Source organism: Streptomyces sp. NPDC027189 (genome assembly GCF_055566975.1).
Map to the genome: position 1 here is coordinate 453150 of NZ_JBVHRI010000003.1, position 17321 is coordinate 470470.

15 protein-coding genes are annotated in these 17321 nt (G+C 70.0%); 2 read left to right on the forward strand and 13 right to left on the reverse strand.

What is annotated here, in order from left to right; genetic code table 11:
* Positions 1 to 81: 81 nt before the first annotated feature.
* Complete coding sequence (locus ACZ4RZ_RS09920) at positions 82 to 660, reverse strand: dienelactone hydrolase family protein (RefSeq protein ID WP_467743471.1); 579 nt, start codon at positions 658 to 660, stop codon at positions 82 to 84.
* Between the two features lie 108 nt (positions 661 to 768).
* Between ACZ4RZ_RS09920 and ACZ4RZ_RS09925 the strand changes: the two genes are divergently transcribed.
* Positions 769 to 1923 carry a mechanosensitive ion channel family protein gene (locus ACZ4RZ_RS09925; RefSeq protein WP_467743472.1) on the forward strand — a complete coding sequence of 385 codons (1155 nt, stop codon included), beginning with the start codon at positions 769 to 771 and terminating at the stop codon, positions 1921 to 1923.
* 194 nt (positions 1924 to 2117) lie between these two features.
* On the opposite strand, the gene ACZ4RZ_RS09930 is transcribed toward ACZ4RZ_RS09925, so the two are convergent.
* From ACZ4RZ_RS09930 to ACZ4RZ_RS09955, 6 genes are all read right to left on the reverse strand, one after another.
* The gene (locus ACZ4RZ_RS09930; protein ID WP_467743473.1) at positions 2118 to 2858 is read right to left on the reverse strand and encodes an SDR family NAD(P)-dependent oxidoreductase; all 741 of its coding nucleotides are present in this window, start codon (positions 2856 to 2858) and stop codon (positions 2118 to 2120) included.
* Between the two features lie 124 nt (positions 2859 to 2982).
* Positions 2983 to 4569, reverse strand: a complete 1587-nt coding sequence (locus ACZ4RZ_RS09935) for a Na+/H+ antiporter (protein ID WP_467743474.1) — start codon at positions 4567 to 4569, stop codon at positions 2983 to 2985.
* Between the two features lie 181 nt (positions 4570 to 4750).
* Positions 4751 to 5239 carry a GNAT family N-acetyltransferase gene (locus tag ACZ4RZ_RS09940; RefSeq protein WP_467743475.1) on the reverse strand — a complete coding sequence of 163 codons (489 nt, stop codon included), beginning with the start codon at positions 5237 to 5239 and terminating at the stop codon, positions 4751 to 4753.
* A complete protein-coding gene (locus ACZ4RZ_RS09945; protein WP_467743476.1) occupies positions 5236 to 6180 on the reverse strand; it encodes an RluA family pseudouridine synthase in 945 nt (314 codons plus the stop codon). The genes ACZ4RZ_RS09940 and ACZ4RZ_RS09945 overlap by 4 nt, the downstream gene beginning before the upstream one ends.
* A 79-nt stretch (positions 6181 to 6259) precedes the next feature.
* Positions 6260 to 6943 carry a signal peptidase II gene (gene lspA / locus ACZ4RZ_RS09950; protein ID WP_467743477.1) on the reverse strand — a complete coding sequence of 228 codons (684 nt, stop codon included), beginning with the start codon at positions 6941 to 6943 and terminating at the stop codon, positions 6260 to 6262.
* 129 nt (positions 6944 to 7072) lie between these two features.
* Positions 7073 to 8206, reverse strand: a complete 1134-nt coding sequence (locus ACZ4RZ_RS09955; protein WP_467743478.1) for a TraR/DksA family transcriptional regulator — start codon at positions 8204 to 8206, stop codon at positions 7073 to 7075.
* A gap of 597 nt (positions 8207 to 8803) precedes the next feature.
* Here ACZ4RZ_RS09955 and ileS point away from each other — a divergent pair.
* Complete coding sequence (gene ileS, locus ACZ4RZ_RS09960; protein ID WP_467743479.1) at positions 8804 to 11947, forward strand: isoleucine--tRNA ligase; 3144 nt, start codon at positions 8804 to 8806, stop codon at positions 11945 to 11947.
* Positions 11948 to 12312: 365 nt separating this feature from the next.
* Here the strand turns inward: ileS and ACZ4RZ_RS09965 are convergent, their stop codons facing one another.
* The 6 genes from ACZ4RZ_RS09965 to ftsZ all read right to left on the reverse strand — a co-directional run bounded on the left by ACZ4RZ_RS09965 (position 12313) and on the right by ftsZ (position 17271).
* On the reverse strand, positions 12313 to 13467 hold the full coding sequence (locus ACZ4RZ_RS09965; RefSeq protein WP_467743480.1) for a DivIVA domain-containing protein: 1155 nt from the start codon (positions 13465 to 13467) through the stop codon (positions 12313 to 12315).
* Between the two features lie 46 nt (positions 13468 to 13513).
* Positions 13514 to 13798, reverse strand: a complete 285-nt coding sequence (locus tag ACZ4RZ_RS09970; protein ID WP_028803186.1) for a YggT family protein — start codon at positions 13796 to 13798, stop codon at positions 13514 to 13516.
* Between the two features lie 51 nt (positions 13799 to 13849).
* The gene (locus ACZ4RZ_RS09975; RefSeq protein WP_369245977.1) at positions 13850 to 14491 is read right to left on the reverse strand and encodes a cell division protein SepF; all 642 of its coding nucleotides are present in this window, start codon (positions 14489 to 14491) and stop codon (positions 13850 to 13852) included.
* 129 nt (positions 14492 to 14620) lie between these two features.
* Positions 14621 to 15340, reverse strand: a complete 720-nt coding sequence (locus ACZ4RZ_RS09980) for a YggS family pyridoxal phosphate-dependent enzyme (RefSeq protein ID WP_467743481.1) — start codon at positions 15338 to 15340, stop codon at positions 14621 to 14623.
* Positions 15341 to 15346: 6 nt separating this feature from the next.
* On the reverse strand, positions 15347 to 16084 hold the full coding sequence (pgeF, locus tag ACZ4RZ_RS09985; RefSeq protein ID WP_467743482.1) for a peptidoglycan editing factor PgeF: 738 nt from the start codon (positions 16082 to 16084) through the stop codon (positions 15347 to 15349).
* On the reverse strand, positions 16081 to 17271 hold the full coding sequence (gene ftsZ, locus ACZ4RZ_RS09990) for a cell division protein FtsZ (RefSeq protein WP_467743483.1): 1191 nt from the start codon (positions 17269 to 17271) through the stop codon (positions 16081 to 16083). The genes pgeF and ftsZ overlap by 4 nt, the downstream gene beginning before the upstream one ends.
* Positions 17272 to 17321 lie beyond the last annotated feature (50 nt).

Sequence of the window (17321 nt, forward strand, 5' to 3'; positions counted from 1 at the left end):
GTCGTAGGGCTCCACAGACTGTCGGCGCGGCAGGGCTCCACGGACTGTCGGCGGCCTAGGGCTCTACGGACTGTCAGCGTCCTAGAGGCTCTGCAAACTGTCGAGGAAGCCGAGCGCCACCTTCCAGGTGGCCTCGGCCGCCTCCCCGTCGTAGTCGGGCAGGTCGGGGTCGGTGTAGAGGTGACCGGCACCGGCGTACCGGTAGATCTCCACGTCAGCCCCCGCTCTCTGCATCTGCAGATACCAGGCGCTCAGCCAGTCGTCCGTCTCGAACTGGTCGGGCTCGGCGACATGCAGCTGGACCGGCAGCTCGTCCACCGACGCGCTCTGAGCGATGTCCGACGTGCCGTGCAGGAGCAGCAGCCCGCGAGCCTTCTCGTCGCCGAGCGCCAGGGTCTGCGCGATGGAGGCGCCGAGCGAGAATCCCGCGTACACCAGGCCGCGCCCGGAGTAGGGCGCGGCAGCCAGGACCGCGCGCTTGAGCAGCTCGTCCTTGCCGATCTCTTCCTTGAAGGCCATGCCCTCCTCCACGGTCTCGAAGGTGCGCCCGTCGAAGAGATCGGGCGTCCACACCTCGTGTCCCGCGGCGCGCAGCCGGTCCGCCGCGGCGCGCACCGCGGGCCGCAGCCCGTACGTCGAGTGAAAGAGCATGATGTTCATGAACCCCATCGTGCCAGCCGGGACCGACAACGCCGGGCGGCGGCCGTACCCACTTCCACCCGGGGATCACATGTTCATCATCGCCCGCGGCCGGTTACGGTCTCAGGCATGGAGAACGTACTGCGCCCGCTGATCGTCATCGGTGGCTCGGTCGTGCTCACGCTGCTCATCGGGTGGGCCGTGGACCACCTGCTGCGACGGGCCGACGACCGGCACCACGAGGCCACCCCGTTGTGGGGTCTGCTCCGCCGCGGCCGCGTCCCCTTCCAGCTCGTCCTGTTCGCGGCCCTGCTCAGAGGCTCGTACGACCAGGCGAAACTGCTGATGGAACACCGGGTCGGCATCGGCCGGGCGCTGACGCTGATCCTCATCGGGTCCGCCGCGTGGCTGGTGGTGCGCATCGCGACGGCGATCGTCGAGACCTCGTACACCCGCTACGCCACCGCCCACCGCGACCCGGCGAGGGTCCGCCGGGTGCGTACGCAGGTGACGCTGATCCAGCGCGTGGTGTCCGCGATCGTCGCCGTGGTGGCGATCGCGTCGATGCTGCTCACGTTCCCCGCGATGCGCGCCGCCGGTGCCTCGCTGCTCGCCTCGGCCGGCATCCTCGGCATCGTCGCCGGTGTCGCCGCGCAGTCCACGCTCGCCAACCTCTTCGCCGGGCTGCAGATCGCCTTCGGCGACATGGTGCGCCTCGGCGACACCGTCGTGGTGGACGGCGAGTGGGGCACGGTCGAGGAGATCACGCTGACGTTCCTTACGGTACGGACGTGGGACGAACGCCGGATCACCATGCCGGTCTCGTACTTCACGTCCAAGCCCTTCGAGAACTGGTCGCGCGGCACCCCCCAGATGACCGGCATCGTCTACTTCCACGTCGACCACTCCGCGCCCGTGGAGGCGATGCGCGAGAAGCTGCGCGACATCCTGCGCGAATGCCCGGCCTGGGACGGCCGCGACTACGGACTGGCCGTCACGGACTCGACGCCCAACACCATGCAGGTACGCGCCCTGGTCACCGCGAAGGACGCGGACGACATCTGGACGGTACGGGTCACGGTCCGCGAGCAGATGATCCGCTGGCTGACCGAGGTGCACCCCTACGCGCTCCCTCGCGTCAACACGGCGGACGCGGCACTGCCGCCGGGCCGGGCACCGCGTGCGGGGCGCGGCGAATCGGATGGAGCGGACGGGGCCGCGGCCCGCCCGGATCACGGCCGGACCGCGCACGAACCACCACGAACGGGGCCGGGCCGCGGTTGACGCTCCGGCCGGATGGACCCGGGGCCGGGATTGACCCCCGGCCGGACGGGCCCGGGACCGAGATTGCCCCCCCGGCCGGATGGACCCGGGACCGAGATTGACCCCCGGCCGGACGGGCCAGCGACCGAGATTGACCCCGGCCGGACGGGCCCGGGCCGAGTTTCCCCCGGATTCCGGAGCGGGACGGACGGGGTTCAATGCCCGCGTTCCGCACCCCCGTTGACCTGGATCACCTGCGCGGTGATGTGTCCGGCGGCCGGGGACGCCAGCCAGTGCAGAGTCCCGGCGACGTCCCCTGGCGTACCCGCCCGCCCCGTCGAGGTCTCCGCGACGAGCCGCTCCCGCCGGGCCGGTTCGATCTCGCCGCCGAAGAACCCGGTGTCCTCGACATAGCCGGGCGCCACCACGTTCACGGTGATACCCCGCGGCCCCAACTCCCGGGCCAGATCGTAGGCGTACGGGTGCAGCGCGGCCTTGGACGCCGCGTACGCGCTGCTGCCGGATCCTCGGTAAGCGGCGATGGAGCTCAGGAACAGCACCCGTCCGCCGGGAGAGGCCAGCCGCTCCCGCAGGGCCTCCGTGAGCAGGACCGCGGTCAGCGTGTTGAGCCGGAAGTTGACGGTCCAGTTGTGCACGACGGCTTTGAGCGGGTCCTCCGTCTCGACCTTCGGCTCCAGATTCCCGGCGCCGCCGGCACTGTGCACCAGCACGTCCACCGTGCCGAACTCGTCCCCCACGAACTCGGCGACACCGCGCACACCGTGCGGATCACTCAGATCGGCGGCGTACGTGAGCGCCCCGGGCACCCCGGCCTTCTCCAACACCTCGGCCCGCCGCCCGAGCAGCAACACCCGATCCCCGTCGGCCGCGAAGGCCTGCGCCGCCGCGAGCCCGATCCCCGATCCACCACCGCTGATCACAACGTTGCGCGCCATGATGCGATCTTAGGAGCGACAACCGCCGACGGCGAGAAAGCCCCACGGGAGACCCGCACATCTCAACCAACTGGAGACGGGCGCCGCGCGGGTGGCAGAGCACCCGCCAAAGCCCGGCGCAGCGTCACCGCAAGCTGCGCACGTCCAGGTGTCGCAGCACCCGGTCCACGATCTCCGGATCCGCCCCCGGCTCACTCCGCGCCGACAGCACCTCGTGCCGGGCCGCGCTCATCATCTCGCCCTGAATCCGCCGCATCCTCTTGACCCGCCGAGCCCGCTGCTCGTAGGCCTCCCTGCGCTCCTCGTCCCCCATGTCGGGGCTGATCCGCACCCCGATGTCGAAGGCCCGCCGCAGCAACTGCTCGGTCACCTCCTCCGGCAGCTCCTCGACCTGCTCGATCTCCTTCAGCCGCCGCCTCGCGGCCTTCGCGGCCCGAACCGCCAGCTCCTTCTCGAAGGCCTTCTCGACATCCGTGTCGGCCCGCACCCCGAGCTTCCTGACCAGCCAGGGCAGCGTGAGCCCCTGCAGCACGAGCGTCGCCATGATCACCCCGAACGCGATGAACACGATCTCGTCCCGGTCCGGAAACGGTGACCCGTCGTCCATCTTCAGCGGAATCGCCAGCGCCAGGGCGACCGACGCGACCCCCCGCATCCCCGACCACCACATCACGAGGGTCTCCCGCCACGAGGTCGGAATCTCCTCGTCGTAGTCCCGTTTCGCATGCAGCCGCTTGGTCAGCCAGGTGGCCGGCAAGAGCCACACCAGCCGTACCAGCACCACCACGACCACGATCGCCGCTGCCCACCCCAGCATCTCGCCCCAGCGCCCCGCCGCCGTCCTGATCGCGTTGTGCAGCTCAAGACCGATCAGCCCGAACGCGACCCCGGTGACGAGCGTGTCCACCACATCCCAGAACGTGTACCCGGCGAGCCGCATCATGACGTCGTCGGCATCGGTCGCGTACTCCGCCAGGAACAGCGCGGTGGTGAGCACGGCGAGCACCCCGGACCCGTGCAGTTCCTCGGCCAGGACGTACGAGGCGTACGGCACGAGCAGTGTCAGCCCGATCTGCAGCGTGGCGTCGCCGAGCAGGTCCATCAGCTTGTTCGCGACCCAGCCGAGTGCCAGACCGATGACGAGCGCGACGACGGCGGACAACACGAGGTCGAGCCCGGCGCTCCAGGGCGAGAAGGTCCCGCTGACGGCGGCGGCGATCGCGACGTGGTACAGCACGATGGCCGTCACGTCGTTGAAGAGCCCCTCCCCCTCCAGGATGGACACCAGTCGGCGCGGCAGCCCGAGCTGTCCCGCGACTGCGGTGGCCGCGACCGGATCGGGCGGCGCCACGAGCGCGCCGAGCGCCACGGCGGCGGCGATCGGCAGCCCCGGCACGATCGCGTTGGCGACGAACGCCACGGCCGCGGTGGTGACGAACACCAGCGCCACGGCCAGCAGGAAGATCGGCCGTTTGTTGGCGGCGAACTGTCTCCACGACGTCCGCCGCACCGAGGCGTACAACAGCGGCGGCAGCAACAGGGGCAGGATCAGGTCCGGCGGGATGTCCACGTTGGGCACGAAGTCCAGCACGGCCAGGACGATCCCGAGGAGCGTCATCAGCACCGGCGCCGGCAGCCCGAGCCGGTCCCCGACCGGGACACTCACCACGGCCCCGAGCAGCAGCATGAACAGCAGGGCCAACTGATCCACGGTCAGCGCTCCGGCGAGGTCTAGGCGGTCAGGGGCAGCCAGGCCTCCAGCGTGCCACGCGCCGATTCCTTCCGCCGCGACGGCGACCAGCGCGGCAGCCCCTGACGACGGGCCGGCTGGTGGGCAGGGAAACGCCCGCTTGCAGGCGCCCCCTGTCGCAGAGGCGGCCCGATCGCCCGGTTTACAGAGAGCGCCGCATCGCCCGGTGCGGAATGCCCGCGTCCGGGAACTCCTCGCCGTACGCCATGTACCCCAGCCGCTCGTAGAACCCCAGCGCGTGCGTCTGCGCGTGCAGGTCCACCGCGGCCAGTCCACGCGCGCGTGCCGCGTCTTCGATGGCGCGTACGAGGGCGGCGCCGACGCCGAGCCCACGCGCCTCGCGCGTCACGGCGAGCCGACCGAGCGAGCCGACCGTCGGGTCGCCGTCGGTCTTCGCGGCCGCCGCCTCGCCGTAGAGGAGCCGCCCGGTGCCGAGCGGCACCCCGTCCTCCCGGACGGCCAGCACATGCAGGGCGCCGGCATCGTACGCGTCGTACTCGATGTCCTCGGGGACGCGCTGTTCCCCGACGAAGACCTCCTTGCGCACCGCGAAGCACGCCTCGCGGTCGGCGACGTCCTCGGCCACCCGCAGCACGTAGGAGCCGCTCTGCGCCCCGTGGGACGCGCTCACGCGTAGCTCTCCTCGCGCACCTTGTCGAGCGCCTTCTGCAAGTCCTCGGGGTAGTCGCTCTCGAACTCCACCCACTGCCCGTCGCCGGGGTGCTCGAAGCCGAGCCGCACCGCGTGCAGCCACTGCCGGGTGAGGCCGAGCCGCTTCGCGAGTGTCGGGTCCGCGCCGTACGTCAGGTCGCCGACGCAGGGGTGCCGGTGGGCCGCCATGTGGACGCGGATCTGGTGGGTGCGCCCCGTCTCCAGCTTGACGTCGAGCAGCGACGCCGCGCGGAACGCCTCGACCAGGTCGTAGTGCGTGATCGAGGGCTTGCCCTCGGCCGTGACCGCCCACTTGTAGTCGAGGTTCGGGTGGCGTCCGATGGGCGCGTCGATGGTGCCGCTGGTCGGGTCCGGGTGGCCCTGCACGAGCGTGTGGTAGCGCTTGTCGACCGTGCGCTCCTTGAACTGGCGCTTGAGCGACGTGTACGCGTACTCCGACTTGGCGACCACCATCAGGCCCGAGGTGCCCACGTCGAGGCGGTGCACGATGCCCTGGCGCTCGGAGGCTCCGGAGGTCGAGATCCGGTACCCGGCGGCCGCGAGACCGCCGATCACGGTCGGGCCCGACCAGCCGGGGCTGGGGTGCGCGGCCACGCCGACCGGCTTGACGATCACGACCACGTCATCGTCGTCGTGCACGATGTCCATGCCCTCGACGGGCTCGGCGACGATCTGCACGGGCGCGGGCGCCTGCGGCATCTCGACCTCGAGCCAGGCGCCGCCCTGCACCCGCTCGGACTTGCCGACCACCGAGCCGTCGACCGTGACCTTCCCCGCCGCGGCGAGCTCGGCGGCCTTCGTGCGGGAGAAGCCGAACATGCGGGAGATGGCGGCGTCGACGCGCTCGCCCTCCAGGCCGTCGGGCACGGGCAGGGTACGGATCTCGGGAATCGTGCTCACCCGTCGAGTATGCCGGACGGCGCCGACACCACCTGACCACAGCCCGAACATCAGTGCCCGCGGAAGGCCGTCCGCGGGGTCAGTCCCGGTGGACGGTTCCGTCGGGGTCGAGCCCGCGGAAGGACAGCAGCACGATCAGGATGCCGCCGCAGACGATCGCCGAGTCGGCCAGGTTGAAGACCGCGAAGTGCTTGGGCGCGATGAAGTCGACGACCGCGCCCTCGAAGACGCCGGGCGAGCGGAAGATCCGGTCGGTCAGGTTGCCCAGCGCACCGCCGAGGAGCAGGCCCAGCGCGATTGCCCAGGGCAGGCTGTAGAGCTTGCGCGCGAGCCGGGCGATGACGACGATCACGGCTGCGGCGATCACCGTGAAGATGATCGTGAAGGCCTCGCCGAATCCGAAGGCCGCGCCCGCGTTGCGGATCGCCTCGAACTTCAGCCAGTCCCCGACGATCTCGATCGAGTCGTGGTGCTCCAGCTTCGCGACCACGATCATCTTGCTCACGAGGTCGAGGGCGTACGCCAGCACGGCGACCGTGAACAGGACAGCGATCCTGCGCTTGCCCTTCGGCCGCTCGTCCGTGGCCGACGTCTCGTCAGCTCCGGAGTCCGCGCCCGAGTCCGCGCCGGAACGCTCGCCCGTGGCCGACTCCTCGGATCCGGACCGGTCGCCCGACGCCGCGTTCCCGCCGGACTGCTCCGGACCGGCCCCCGCCGCTCCCGGGATGTCCGGCGTACCGATGATGCGCTCCGCCTCTGCCACGTGAGTGAGTCCCTCGACCTAGGTTCCTGACTGAGGACGAGGGTACGGCACACCCCCCGGGGCCCACGTGCCCAGGAGCCCTCCCGCGCCCTTCGGTGACGGCGTTCGCGCTGTCGCTCGACCGTGGGCTCAATAACGCCGTTCCTGCTTCTGCTTGCACTCGACGCACAGGGTGGCGCGCGGGAAGGCCTGCATCCGGGCCTTGCCGATGGGGTTGCCGCAGTTCTCGCACAGTCCGTATGTGCCCGCGTCGAGCTTCTCCAGGGCGCGCTCGGTCTGGATGAGCATCTCGCGCGCGTTGGCCGCGAGGGCCATCTCGTGCTCGCGCGTGATGTTCTTCGTGCCGGTGTCCGCCTGGTCGTCGCCCGCGCCGTCGCCGGAGTCACGCATCAGGCCCGCGAGCGCCTGCTCGGACGACGAGATCTCGGTGCGCAGCCGCAGCGCCTCCGACTGCAGCTCCGCGCGCGCCTCCGCGACCTCTTCCGGGGTCCAGGGGTCCTCACCGGGGCGCACCGCGAGCTCGCCGGGTTCCGCCGCGGCGATCCGCGCCTTGGGGACCGGGGTGGGCTTCTTCGCCGCCGTGGCCGTGCCAGGAGTCTTCTTCGCAACCACCGTCGTGGCTCCCGTCGTATTCGCGGCCTGGGCCGCGCCCTCGGCCGCGGAAGCGACCGCCTTCTTGGCCGTACTGGTGCTCTTCCTGGCCGCGCTCCTCGCACCGGCCCTCTTCGTGGTGCCGCCCTTCGGCCGGGCGCCCTTCGCCGGGGCCGTCTCCTCCGGGACGGTCTCCGTCGCCGCGGCCTTGGCCCCGGCGACCTTCCTGGCCACCGCCTTCTTCGCCACCGCCGTCTTCTTCGCGTCGGACTTCTTGACGACCCTCTTCGTAACCGTCGCCTTCGTAGGCGCCGTTTTGGTGGCGGCCGTTTTGGTGGCTGCCCTCTTCGAAGGGGCCGGTTGGGTCGTCGCGGCCTCCGTAGTGGGCGCCTTCTTCGTGACCGCCTTCGTAGCGGCCACCTTCTTGCTCACCGTCTTCGTAGCGGTCGCCTTCTTGTTCACCGTCTTCGTAACGGCCGACTTCCTGCTCGCGGTCTTCGTCGCCGCCTTCGTCGCCGTCTCGGAAGCCGCCTTGGAAACCGTCTTCACCGGCTTGGCCGCACCCGTCGCAGGCGCCACCTGCGCGTTCTTCTTCCCGCCCACGTCCTTGGCCACCGGAGCCGTGGATCTGCCGGACGCCGACTGCTGTACGGCGGTCTTCTTCGCCACCATGGCCGCGGCCCCTTCACATATTGTGATTTCGCTCGCGAATCGTGCTGGGACGATAAATCGACTTCTGTCCCACGGCAACGGGGCACACCATCCATTCGCCCGCCCCGCGGGTCCCGCGCGACAAGCCTGCATGCGTTGTGCCCAGCTCCCCGCCCGGTAATCCGCAGGGCCCGGCGTCCCAGGATCCGGACACCCGCGCCTCGCCATTCGGGTCACCGCGCAGGCCGCCGGGGCACCCCGGAAAAGCGGTCTGCCGCTGTCCCCGCGGCGCCGTACACTGGGCGGAGCGAGAAGCGTGGATGGGGACGAGTAGCGGCGTACGCAGCCAAGAGCGACCCGGGGACGGTGGAAGCCCGGGGGCGAGCGCGACGCGAAGATCACCCCGGAGCCGCCGGCAGAACACCCCGCAAGGGCCAGTAGACCCGGCATCGCGACCCCAATGAGGGGGCTCACTGGTGCACACGGGCACCGGGGGGCCAAGGAGGGTGGTACCGCGGGAGCGCGCCGCACACGGCGTCCGCAGCAGCTACGAGGTAGCAGCACAGGCTCTCGTCCCTCCGGACGGAAGGCAGAAAGTCCGCCGGAGGAAGCTCGCCGATGAAATCGCCGCAGTACCGCCAGGTGCCCGCCCAGGTCGACCTGCCCGCGCTCGAGCACGCCGTGCTCGACTTCTGGCGCGAGCAGAAGATCTTCGCCAAGAGCCTTGAGCAGTCCGAGGGCCGCCCCGAGTGGGTGTTCTACGAGGGCCCGCCCACCGCCAACGGTATGCCGGGCGCCCACCACATCGAGGCCCGCGTCTTCAAGGACGTCTTCCCGCGCTTCCGCACCATGCGCGGCTACCACGTGGCGCGCAAGGCCGGCTGGGACTGCCACGGCCTCCCGGTGGAGCTCGCGGTGGAGAAGGAGCTGGGCTTCACCGGAAAGCAGGACATCGAGGCGTACGGCATCGCCGAGTTCAACGCCAAGTGCCGCGAGTCCGTGACCCGCCACACCGATGCCTTCACCGACCTGACGAACCGCATGGGCTATTGGGTCGACCTCGATGACGCCTACCGCACGATGGACCCCGAGTACGTGGAGTCCGTGTGGTGGTCGCTCAAGGAGATCTTCAACAAGGGTCTGCTGGTCCAGGACTACCGCGTCGCCCCGTGGTGCCCGCAAGACGAGACAGGGCTGTCGGACCACGAGCTGGCGCAGGGCTACGAGACGATCGTCGACCCCTCCGTGTACGTCCGTTTCCCGCTCACCTCCGGTCCGCTGGCCGGCCAGGCCGCGCTCCTGGTGTGGACGACGACCCCGTGGACACTGGTGTCCAACACCGCCGTCGCGGCGCACCCCGAGGTCACCTACGTCGTCGCGACGAACGGCGAGGAGAAGCTCGTCGTCGCCGAGCCGCTCGTCGAGAAGGCCCTCGGCGATGGCTGGGAAACCACCGGCGAGACCTTCACCGGCGCCGAAATGGAGCGCTGGACGTATCAACGTCCGTTCGAGCTGGTGGAGTTCCCGGCGGACACGGAAGCCCACTACGTGGTGAACGCGGAGTACGTGACGACCGAGGACGGCACGGGTCTGGTCCACCAGTCCCCCGCCTTCGGTGAGGACGACCTCAAGGTCTGCCGCGAGTACGGCCTGCCGGTGGTGAACCCCGTCCGCACGAACGGGACCTTCGAGGAGGACGTCCCCCTCGTGGGCGGCATCTTCTTCAAGAAGGCGGACGAAAAGCTCACCGAGGACCTCCAGAACCGCGGTCTGCTCCTCAAGCACATCCCGTACGAGCACAGCTACCCGCACTGCTGGCGCTGCCACACCGCGCTGCTCTACTACGCGCAGCCGTCCTGGTACATCCGCACCACGGCCATCAAGGACCGCCTCCTCCAGGAGAACGAGAGGACCAACTGGTTCCCGGACTCGGTCAAGCACGGCCGCTTCGGCGACTGGCTGAACAACAACGTCGACTGGGCGCTGTCCCGCAGCCGCTACTGGGGCACCCCGCTCCCGCTGTGGACCTGCGAGGAGGGCCACCTCACCTGCGTCGGCTCCCGCGCCGAGCTCACCGAGCTGACCGGCACCGACCAGTCGAACCTGGACCCGCACCGCCCGTACATCGACGAGGTCACGTTCGCCTGCCCCCAGTGTCAGCAGACGGCCACCCGCGTCCCGGAGGTCATCGACGCCTGGTACGACTCGGGTTCGATGCCGTTCGCGCAGTGGGGCTACCCGTACAAGAACAAGGAGCTCTTCGAGAGCCGCTACCCGGCGCAGTTCATCAGCGAGGCCATCGACCAGACACGTGGGTGGTTCTACACGCTCATGGCCGTCGGCACGCTGGTCTTCGACAAGTCCTCGTACGAGAACGTCGTGTGCCTGGGCCACATCCTCGCCGAGGACGGCCGCAAGATGTCCAAGCACCTGGGCAACATCCTGCAGCCGATCCCGCTGATGGACCAGCACGGCGCGGACGCGGTCCGCTGGTTCATGGCGGCCGGCGGCTCCCCGTGGGCAGCGCGCCGCGTCGGCCACGGCACGATCCAGGAGGTGGTGCGGAAGACCCTCCTCACCTACTGGAACACGGTCGCCTTCCAGGCCCTCTACGCCCGCACCTCCAACTGGGCGCCCAGCGAGGCCGACCCGGCCCCGGCGGACCGCCCGGTCCTCGACCGCTGGCTGCTCTCCGAACTCCACGCGCTCACCGACCAGGTGACGCAGGCCCTGGAGGCGTACGACACCCAGCGCGCCGGAAAGCTCCTCTCGGCGTTCGTCGACGACCTGTCCAACTGGTACGTCCGCCGTTCGCGTCGCCGCTTCTGGCAGGGCGACAAGGCCGCGCTGCGCACGCTGCACGAGGTCGTGGAGACGGTCACGCGCCTGATGGCCCCGCTGACCCCGTTCATCACCGAGCGGGTCTGGCAGGACCTGGTCGTCCCGGTCACACCGGGCGCCCCGGAGTCCGTGCACCTCTCCTCCTGGCCGGAGGCGGACCTGTCCGCCATCGAACCCGAGCTGTCGAGGCAGATGGTGCTCGTACGCCGTCTCGTGGAGCTCGGCCGTGCCACGCGCGCGGAGTCGGGCGTGAAGACGCGCCAGCCGCTGTCCCGCGCACTGGTCGGGGCGGTGGGCTTCGAGACGCTCGACCGCGAGCTGCACGCGCAGATCACGGACGAGCTGAACGTGAGCTCCCTCGCCTCACTCTCCGAGGTCGGCGGCTCACTGGTCGACACGACCGCCAAGGCGAACTTCCGCGCGCTCGGCAAGCGCTTCGGCAAGGGCGTCCAGGCGGTCGCGAAGGTCATCGCCGAGACGGACGCGGCGGCGCTGTCGCTGGCCCTGCGCGAGGGCACGGCGTCGGTCGAGGTCGACGGTGAGACGGTGACGCTGGCCCCGGACGAGGTGATCATCACGGAGACCCCGCGCGAGGGCTGGTCGGTGGCTTCCGACTCGGGCGCCACGGTGGCGCTGGACCTGGAGATCACGGAGGAGTTGCGTCAGGCGGGCCTCGCCCGTGACGCGATCCGGCTGATCCAGGAGGCCCGCAAGAACAGCGGCCTCGATGTGGCCGACCGCATCGCGCTCCGCTGGACCGCCACGGACCCGGCCGTCATCGCCGCCCTGTCCGAACACTCCGGCCTCATCGCGGACGAGGTCCTCGCCACGGACTTCGCCCAGGGCGAGGCCGACGACACCTACGGCGCCCCGTTCACGGACGACTCCCTGTCCCTGACGTTCCGCCTCCGCAAGGCGTAGCACCCGGGGGGCGGCGCAAGGGCTTCTCGCCCCCGCCGCCCCCGCCGCCCGCGAAGGGGCGCGGGGAACTGCGCGACAAGCCCCCACCCACCCGCAGCGGAAAAACAACCCGGGGGGTCTGGGGGCGCAGCCCCCAGATGCGGGACGGGCAGGGGCGGAGGGGGCGAATCAAACCCCACCCCAGCCCTCCCCCACCGCACCGCAACGCCGAAGGCCCGAGCCCGCCAGAAATTCTGGCGGGCTCGGGCCTTCGGCGTTGCGTACCCACGTACAGATGCCCCAACGACCGCACAAAAGGGCGGGGCCCCCGGAATCCGGGGGCCCCGCCCTGAACGCTGCCGACGCCTAAGGCGTACTAAAGGCCGTCAGTTGTCGTCCTCGTCGATGAGGAACCCACGCATCGGCGAGGGCGCCTGCTGCATCGGCGACGGCCCCTGGGGCCGCACCGGAGCCATCGGCTGGGTCATGGCCGGCGACATCTGCTGCTGCCCACCGTAGGAGGGCGCGGCCGGTGCCGGACCGCCACCCATGCCCTGGTTGCCGCCGTACGACGGCGCGCTGGCGCCTGCCGGGGCCATCGAGGGCGCGGAGGGCGACGGCAGGGATGCCGTGGCCGGGGTGCGCGGCGGAGCGAGCGAGTCGTCCGCCTGCGTCTCCAGCTGGCGCAGCTGCGACTCCAGGTAGGACTTCAGCCGCGTGCGGTACTCGCGCTCGAAGCCGCGCAGGTCCTCGACCTTGCGCTCCAGCGTGGCGCGAGCGGACTCCAGGGAGCCCATCGCGACGCGGTGCTTCTCCTGCGCGTCCCGCTCCAGGGCGTCGGCCTTGGCTCGGGCGTCGCGCTCCAGACCCTCGGCACGGCTGCGGGCCTCGCCGACGATCTTGTTGGCCTCGGAACGGGCCTCGGCGATCGCCTGGTCGGCGGTCTGCTGAGCCAGCGAGAGGACACGCGCGGCGCTGTCGCCACCGGGGCCCTGCTGCGGCATCTGCGGGCCGTGACCGCCCATGGGGCCACCCATGGGACCGCCCATCGGGCCACCCATCTGCTGATGCATCTGCGGCTGCATCTGGCCGGGACCCTGGCCCATCGGACCCTGACCCATCGGACCCTGGCCCATGGGACCGGGACCCTGCGGACCGCCCTGGCCGCTGGGGCCCGCGGGCAGCTGCGGCGCACCGCTGGGCAGCTGGGGCGGGCCACCCATGGGGCCACCCATCTGCTGCTGCGGCGGGCCCGATATGCCGGCGGGCACGGGAGCACCCGGACCGCGCATGCCCTGCGGCGGGCCCTGCTGCTGGTCCTGCTGCTCGGGCGGCTTGCGCATGCCCTGCTGCTGGTTCTGCGCGGCCGCGCGCGTGGCAGCGGCCAGCTTGGCGCGCAGGTCCTCGTTCTCGCGGAGCAGTCGCGTCAGCTCGGCTTCGACCTCGTCGAGGAAGGCATCGACCTCGTCCTCGTCATAGCCTTCTCGGAGGCGGACGGTCGTGAACTGCTTGTTCCGCACGTCCTCGGGGGTCAACGGCATCTCTTCACCTCAACGTAGTCGTCGGCATTCGGCAAGACCGTATCGTTCACAGCCGGCTCACGACGGAGATCAGGATGTAGACGATGATCATCAGTACGAAGAAGGACAGGTCGAGCGCCACGCCCCCGAGACGCAGCGGCGGAATGAACCGCCGCAGAAGCTTGAGCGGTGGATCGGTGACAGTGTAGGTGGCCTCGAGAACGACCACCATCGCCTTGCCGGGTTGCCATGAGCGGGCGAACTGGAAGACGTAGTCCATGACCAACCGGAAGATCAGCACGATGAGGAAACACATCAGCGCGATGTAGAGAACCTGCCCGACCACGCTCATGATCCGTGCTTCCCTCTCCCCTGTTTCCGTGCGTCATTCCGGTCCTGCGTCTCAGCTCTGGTTGAAGAACCCGCCCTCTGCGATGCGGGCCTTGTCCTCCGCCGTGACATCGACGTTAGCAGGCGACAACAGGAACACCTTCTGCGTCACCCGCTCGATGCTGCCGTGGAGACCAAACACCAAACCGGCCGCAAAGTCGACAAGTCGCTTCGCATCTGTGTCATCCATCTCAGTCAGATTCATGATCACCGGGGTGCCCTCACGGAAGTGTTCCCCGATGGTACGGGCCTCGTTGTAGGTCCGGGGGTGCAGTGTGGTGATCCGGTACGGCTCTCGTTCGGACACGACCTTGGGCATGATCACCGGGGCATTCTTCTCCAGGCTTTGACGTTCTTGTGTGATGGATGCCACGGGGGCGATTCGCGCCGGACGCCCTGATTCCGCGGCGAGCGAAGCGGAATGCGGCACCGGATCGCGCGGCGCCGGAGGCTGCACCACTCGTACCGATTCGTCCCGTTGGGACTGATGTGCCTGATGTGACTGGTGTGGCGGCTCGTGCCGCCGGCGGTCCCGCTCGGGCTCCGGGTCAAGCTCGGGCTCGAAGTCGTCGTCGGGGTCGAATCCTCTGCCGTCGTACCCATCGTCCTCCACGAGGCCGAGGTAGACCGCCATCTTGCGCATCGCGCCGGCCATGCTCTGAGTCCTCCGCTCTGTGGTGGATCGGCTGACGACTTGCCAAGTGCCCGCGATCCACGAGGTCGTTATGCCCGCCTGTGGCGGAAATGACCATATTTTCTGCTGTGGTCCGACTTCTTGGCGACGTTACCCGAGCCCGGGTCGGACTCCGAGTACCGCAGTACCGACGCGTACATGTGTCGCTCCGGCTGCCACGGCCTGTTCGAGGTCCGTACTCATCCCTGCCGAGACCATGTTCGCAGCCGGATGGGCGCGGCGCAGGACAGTCGACAAATCCATCAGCCGCTCAAACGCCGCCTGTTGGCGCCCCGCATACGGCCCAGTGAGCGGCGCGACGGTCATCAGCCCGTCGAGCCGGAGCCCCGGAGCCCGAGCGACGAGGTCGCCCAACTCTTCGATTCCGCCGTACCCCACGCCGCCCCGGTCCCCTCTCCCGCTCTCCTCCGCGTCCAGCGCGACCTGGATGAGACAGCCCACCTCGCGCCCCGCCCGCACCGCCTCCTTCGACAGAGCCGTGACGAGCTTGGAACGATCGACAGACTGCACGAGATCCGCGTAACTGACCACAGAACGCACCTTGTTGGTCTGCAACTGACCGACAAAATGCCACGAGAGGGGCAGATCCGAACACTCCGCGGCCTTCGGCGCAGCGTCCTGGTCCCGGTTCTCGGCGACATGACGCACACCGAGTTCCGACAGGATCCGCACATCGCTCGCGGGGTAGGTCTTGGTGACCACGATCAGGGTCACCTCTTCCCGCTTGCGCCCGGCGGCGATGCACGCCGCCGTGATGCGCTCTTCCACTTTCGCCAGGTTTTCGGCGAGTTGAGCTTTACGGTCCGTCATGCCCCATCAGTCCAGCCAGACATAGCCGGCGAGCCGCCCGGTGGTGCGGTCGCGCCGGTACGAGAAGTGGTCCCCCGATTCGAGCGTGCACACCGGCGACTGCTCCCGGTCGCGCACCCCGAGCCGTTCCAACTGCGCGTGCACTCCGGCGGTCACATCGACCGCGGCCGTGCCCCAACTGGTCTCGGCGTACGCCGCCGGCTCGACGGCGGCGACGTCGGCTCGCATCTGCTCCGGTACTTCGTAGCACCGCCCGCAGACGGCGGGGCCGGTGCGGGCGACGATCCTGTCCGGCTCGGCGCCGAGTTCGACCATGGCCCGTACGGCGGCCGGGACGACTCCGGCGACCATGCCGGGCCGTCCCGCGTGGGCGGCGGCCACGACTCCGGCGACCGGATCGGCCAGCAGGACCGGTGTGCAATCGGCGGTGAGAACGGCGAGGGCGAGCCCCCGTCGCACGGTGACGATCGCGTCGACGGACGGAATCTCCGCAGAGCCCCACGGCCCGTCCACCACCGCCACGTCCGGCCCGTGCACCTGGTTCATCCAGACCACCTGGGCCGGGTCGAGACCGAGTGCCTTGGCAGCCAGTTCTCGATTGGTCCGTACGGCGTCGGGGTCGTCGCCGACCGCTCCGCCGAGATTGAGCTCCTCGTACGGAACGGCGCTCACCCCGCCCCACCGGTCGGTGAAGGCGAAGTGCGCGCCGCTCACTGTGCTCGTTTCGGAGCGCTGTCCTATCACTTCAGGAAGTCCGGCACGTCCAGCTCTTCGGCCGCGCTGTCCGAGTAGGCGCGGGACGGCGGGACCGGCGGGGAGACCTGGATCTCGCCGACCGGCTCCGGAGCGGGCTCCTGGGCCTCCTTCGGCGTGACGCTGCCGAGCGAGCCGAAGGACGGGCGGCTCTCGGAGGGCCGTACCGGCGCGGGCTCGTCGCGCTTCGCGGACGAGGCGCCGAGCACGTTGTCCCGCTTGGCCGGAGGCTGGCCGCCGTCGAAGCCTGCGGCGATGACGGTGACCCGCACCTCGTCGCCGAGGGCGTCGTCGATGACCGCGCCGAAGATGATGTTGGCCTCGGGGTGCGCGGCCTCGCTGACCAGCTGGGCGGCTTCGTTGATCTCGAACAGGCCGAGGTCGGAGCCGCCGGAGATGGAGAGCAGGACGCCGCGGGCGCCGTCGATGGAGGCTTCGAGGAGCGGCGAGGAGATCGCCATCTCGGCCGCGGCCACCGCGCGGTCGTCGCCGCGGGCCGAGCCGATGCCCATGAGCGCCGAACCCGCCTCGGACATCACGGACTTGACGTCGGCGAAATCGAGGTTGATCAGACCCGGCGTGGTGATGAGGTCGGTGATGCCCTGAACACCGGAGAGCAGGACCTGGTCCGCCGACTTGAAGGCGTCGAGGACCGAGACCTGGCGGTCCGAGATCGACAGCAGCCGGTCGTTCGGGATGACGATGAGGGTGTCGACCTCTTCGCGGAGTTCGGCGATGCCGTCCTCGGCCTGGTTGGCCCGGCGCCGTCCCTCGAAGGTGAACGGGCGGGTGACCACGCCGATGGTGAGGGCGCCGAGCGAGCGGGCGATGTTGGCCACGACGGGCGCGCCGCCGGTGCCGGTGCCGCCGCCTTCACCGGCCGTCACGAAGACCATGTCGGCCCCCTTGAGGACCTCCTCGATCTCCTCGCGGTGGTCCTCGGCGGCCTTGCGGCCGACGGCCGGGTTGGCTCCGGCGCCGAGTCCGCGGGTCAGTTCGCGGCCGACGTCGAGCTTGACGTCGGCGTCGCTCATCAACAGCGCCTGCGCGTCGGTGTTGATGGCGATGAACTCGACGCCCTTGAGACCGACCTCGATCATCCGGTTGATGGCATTGACACCACCGCCGCCGACACCGATGACTTTGATGACTGCGAGGTAGTTCTGCGGTGCTGCCACGTCGAAGGCCTCTCGCCTCGAGTTACGTGTCGTCGCCTCGCACGCTCGCG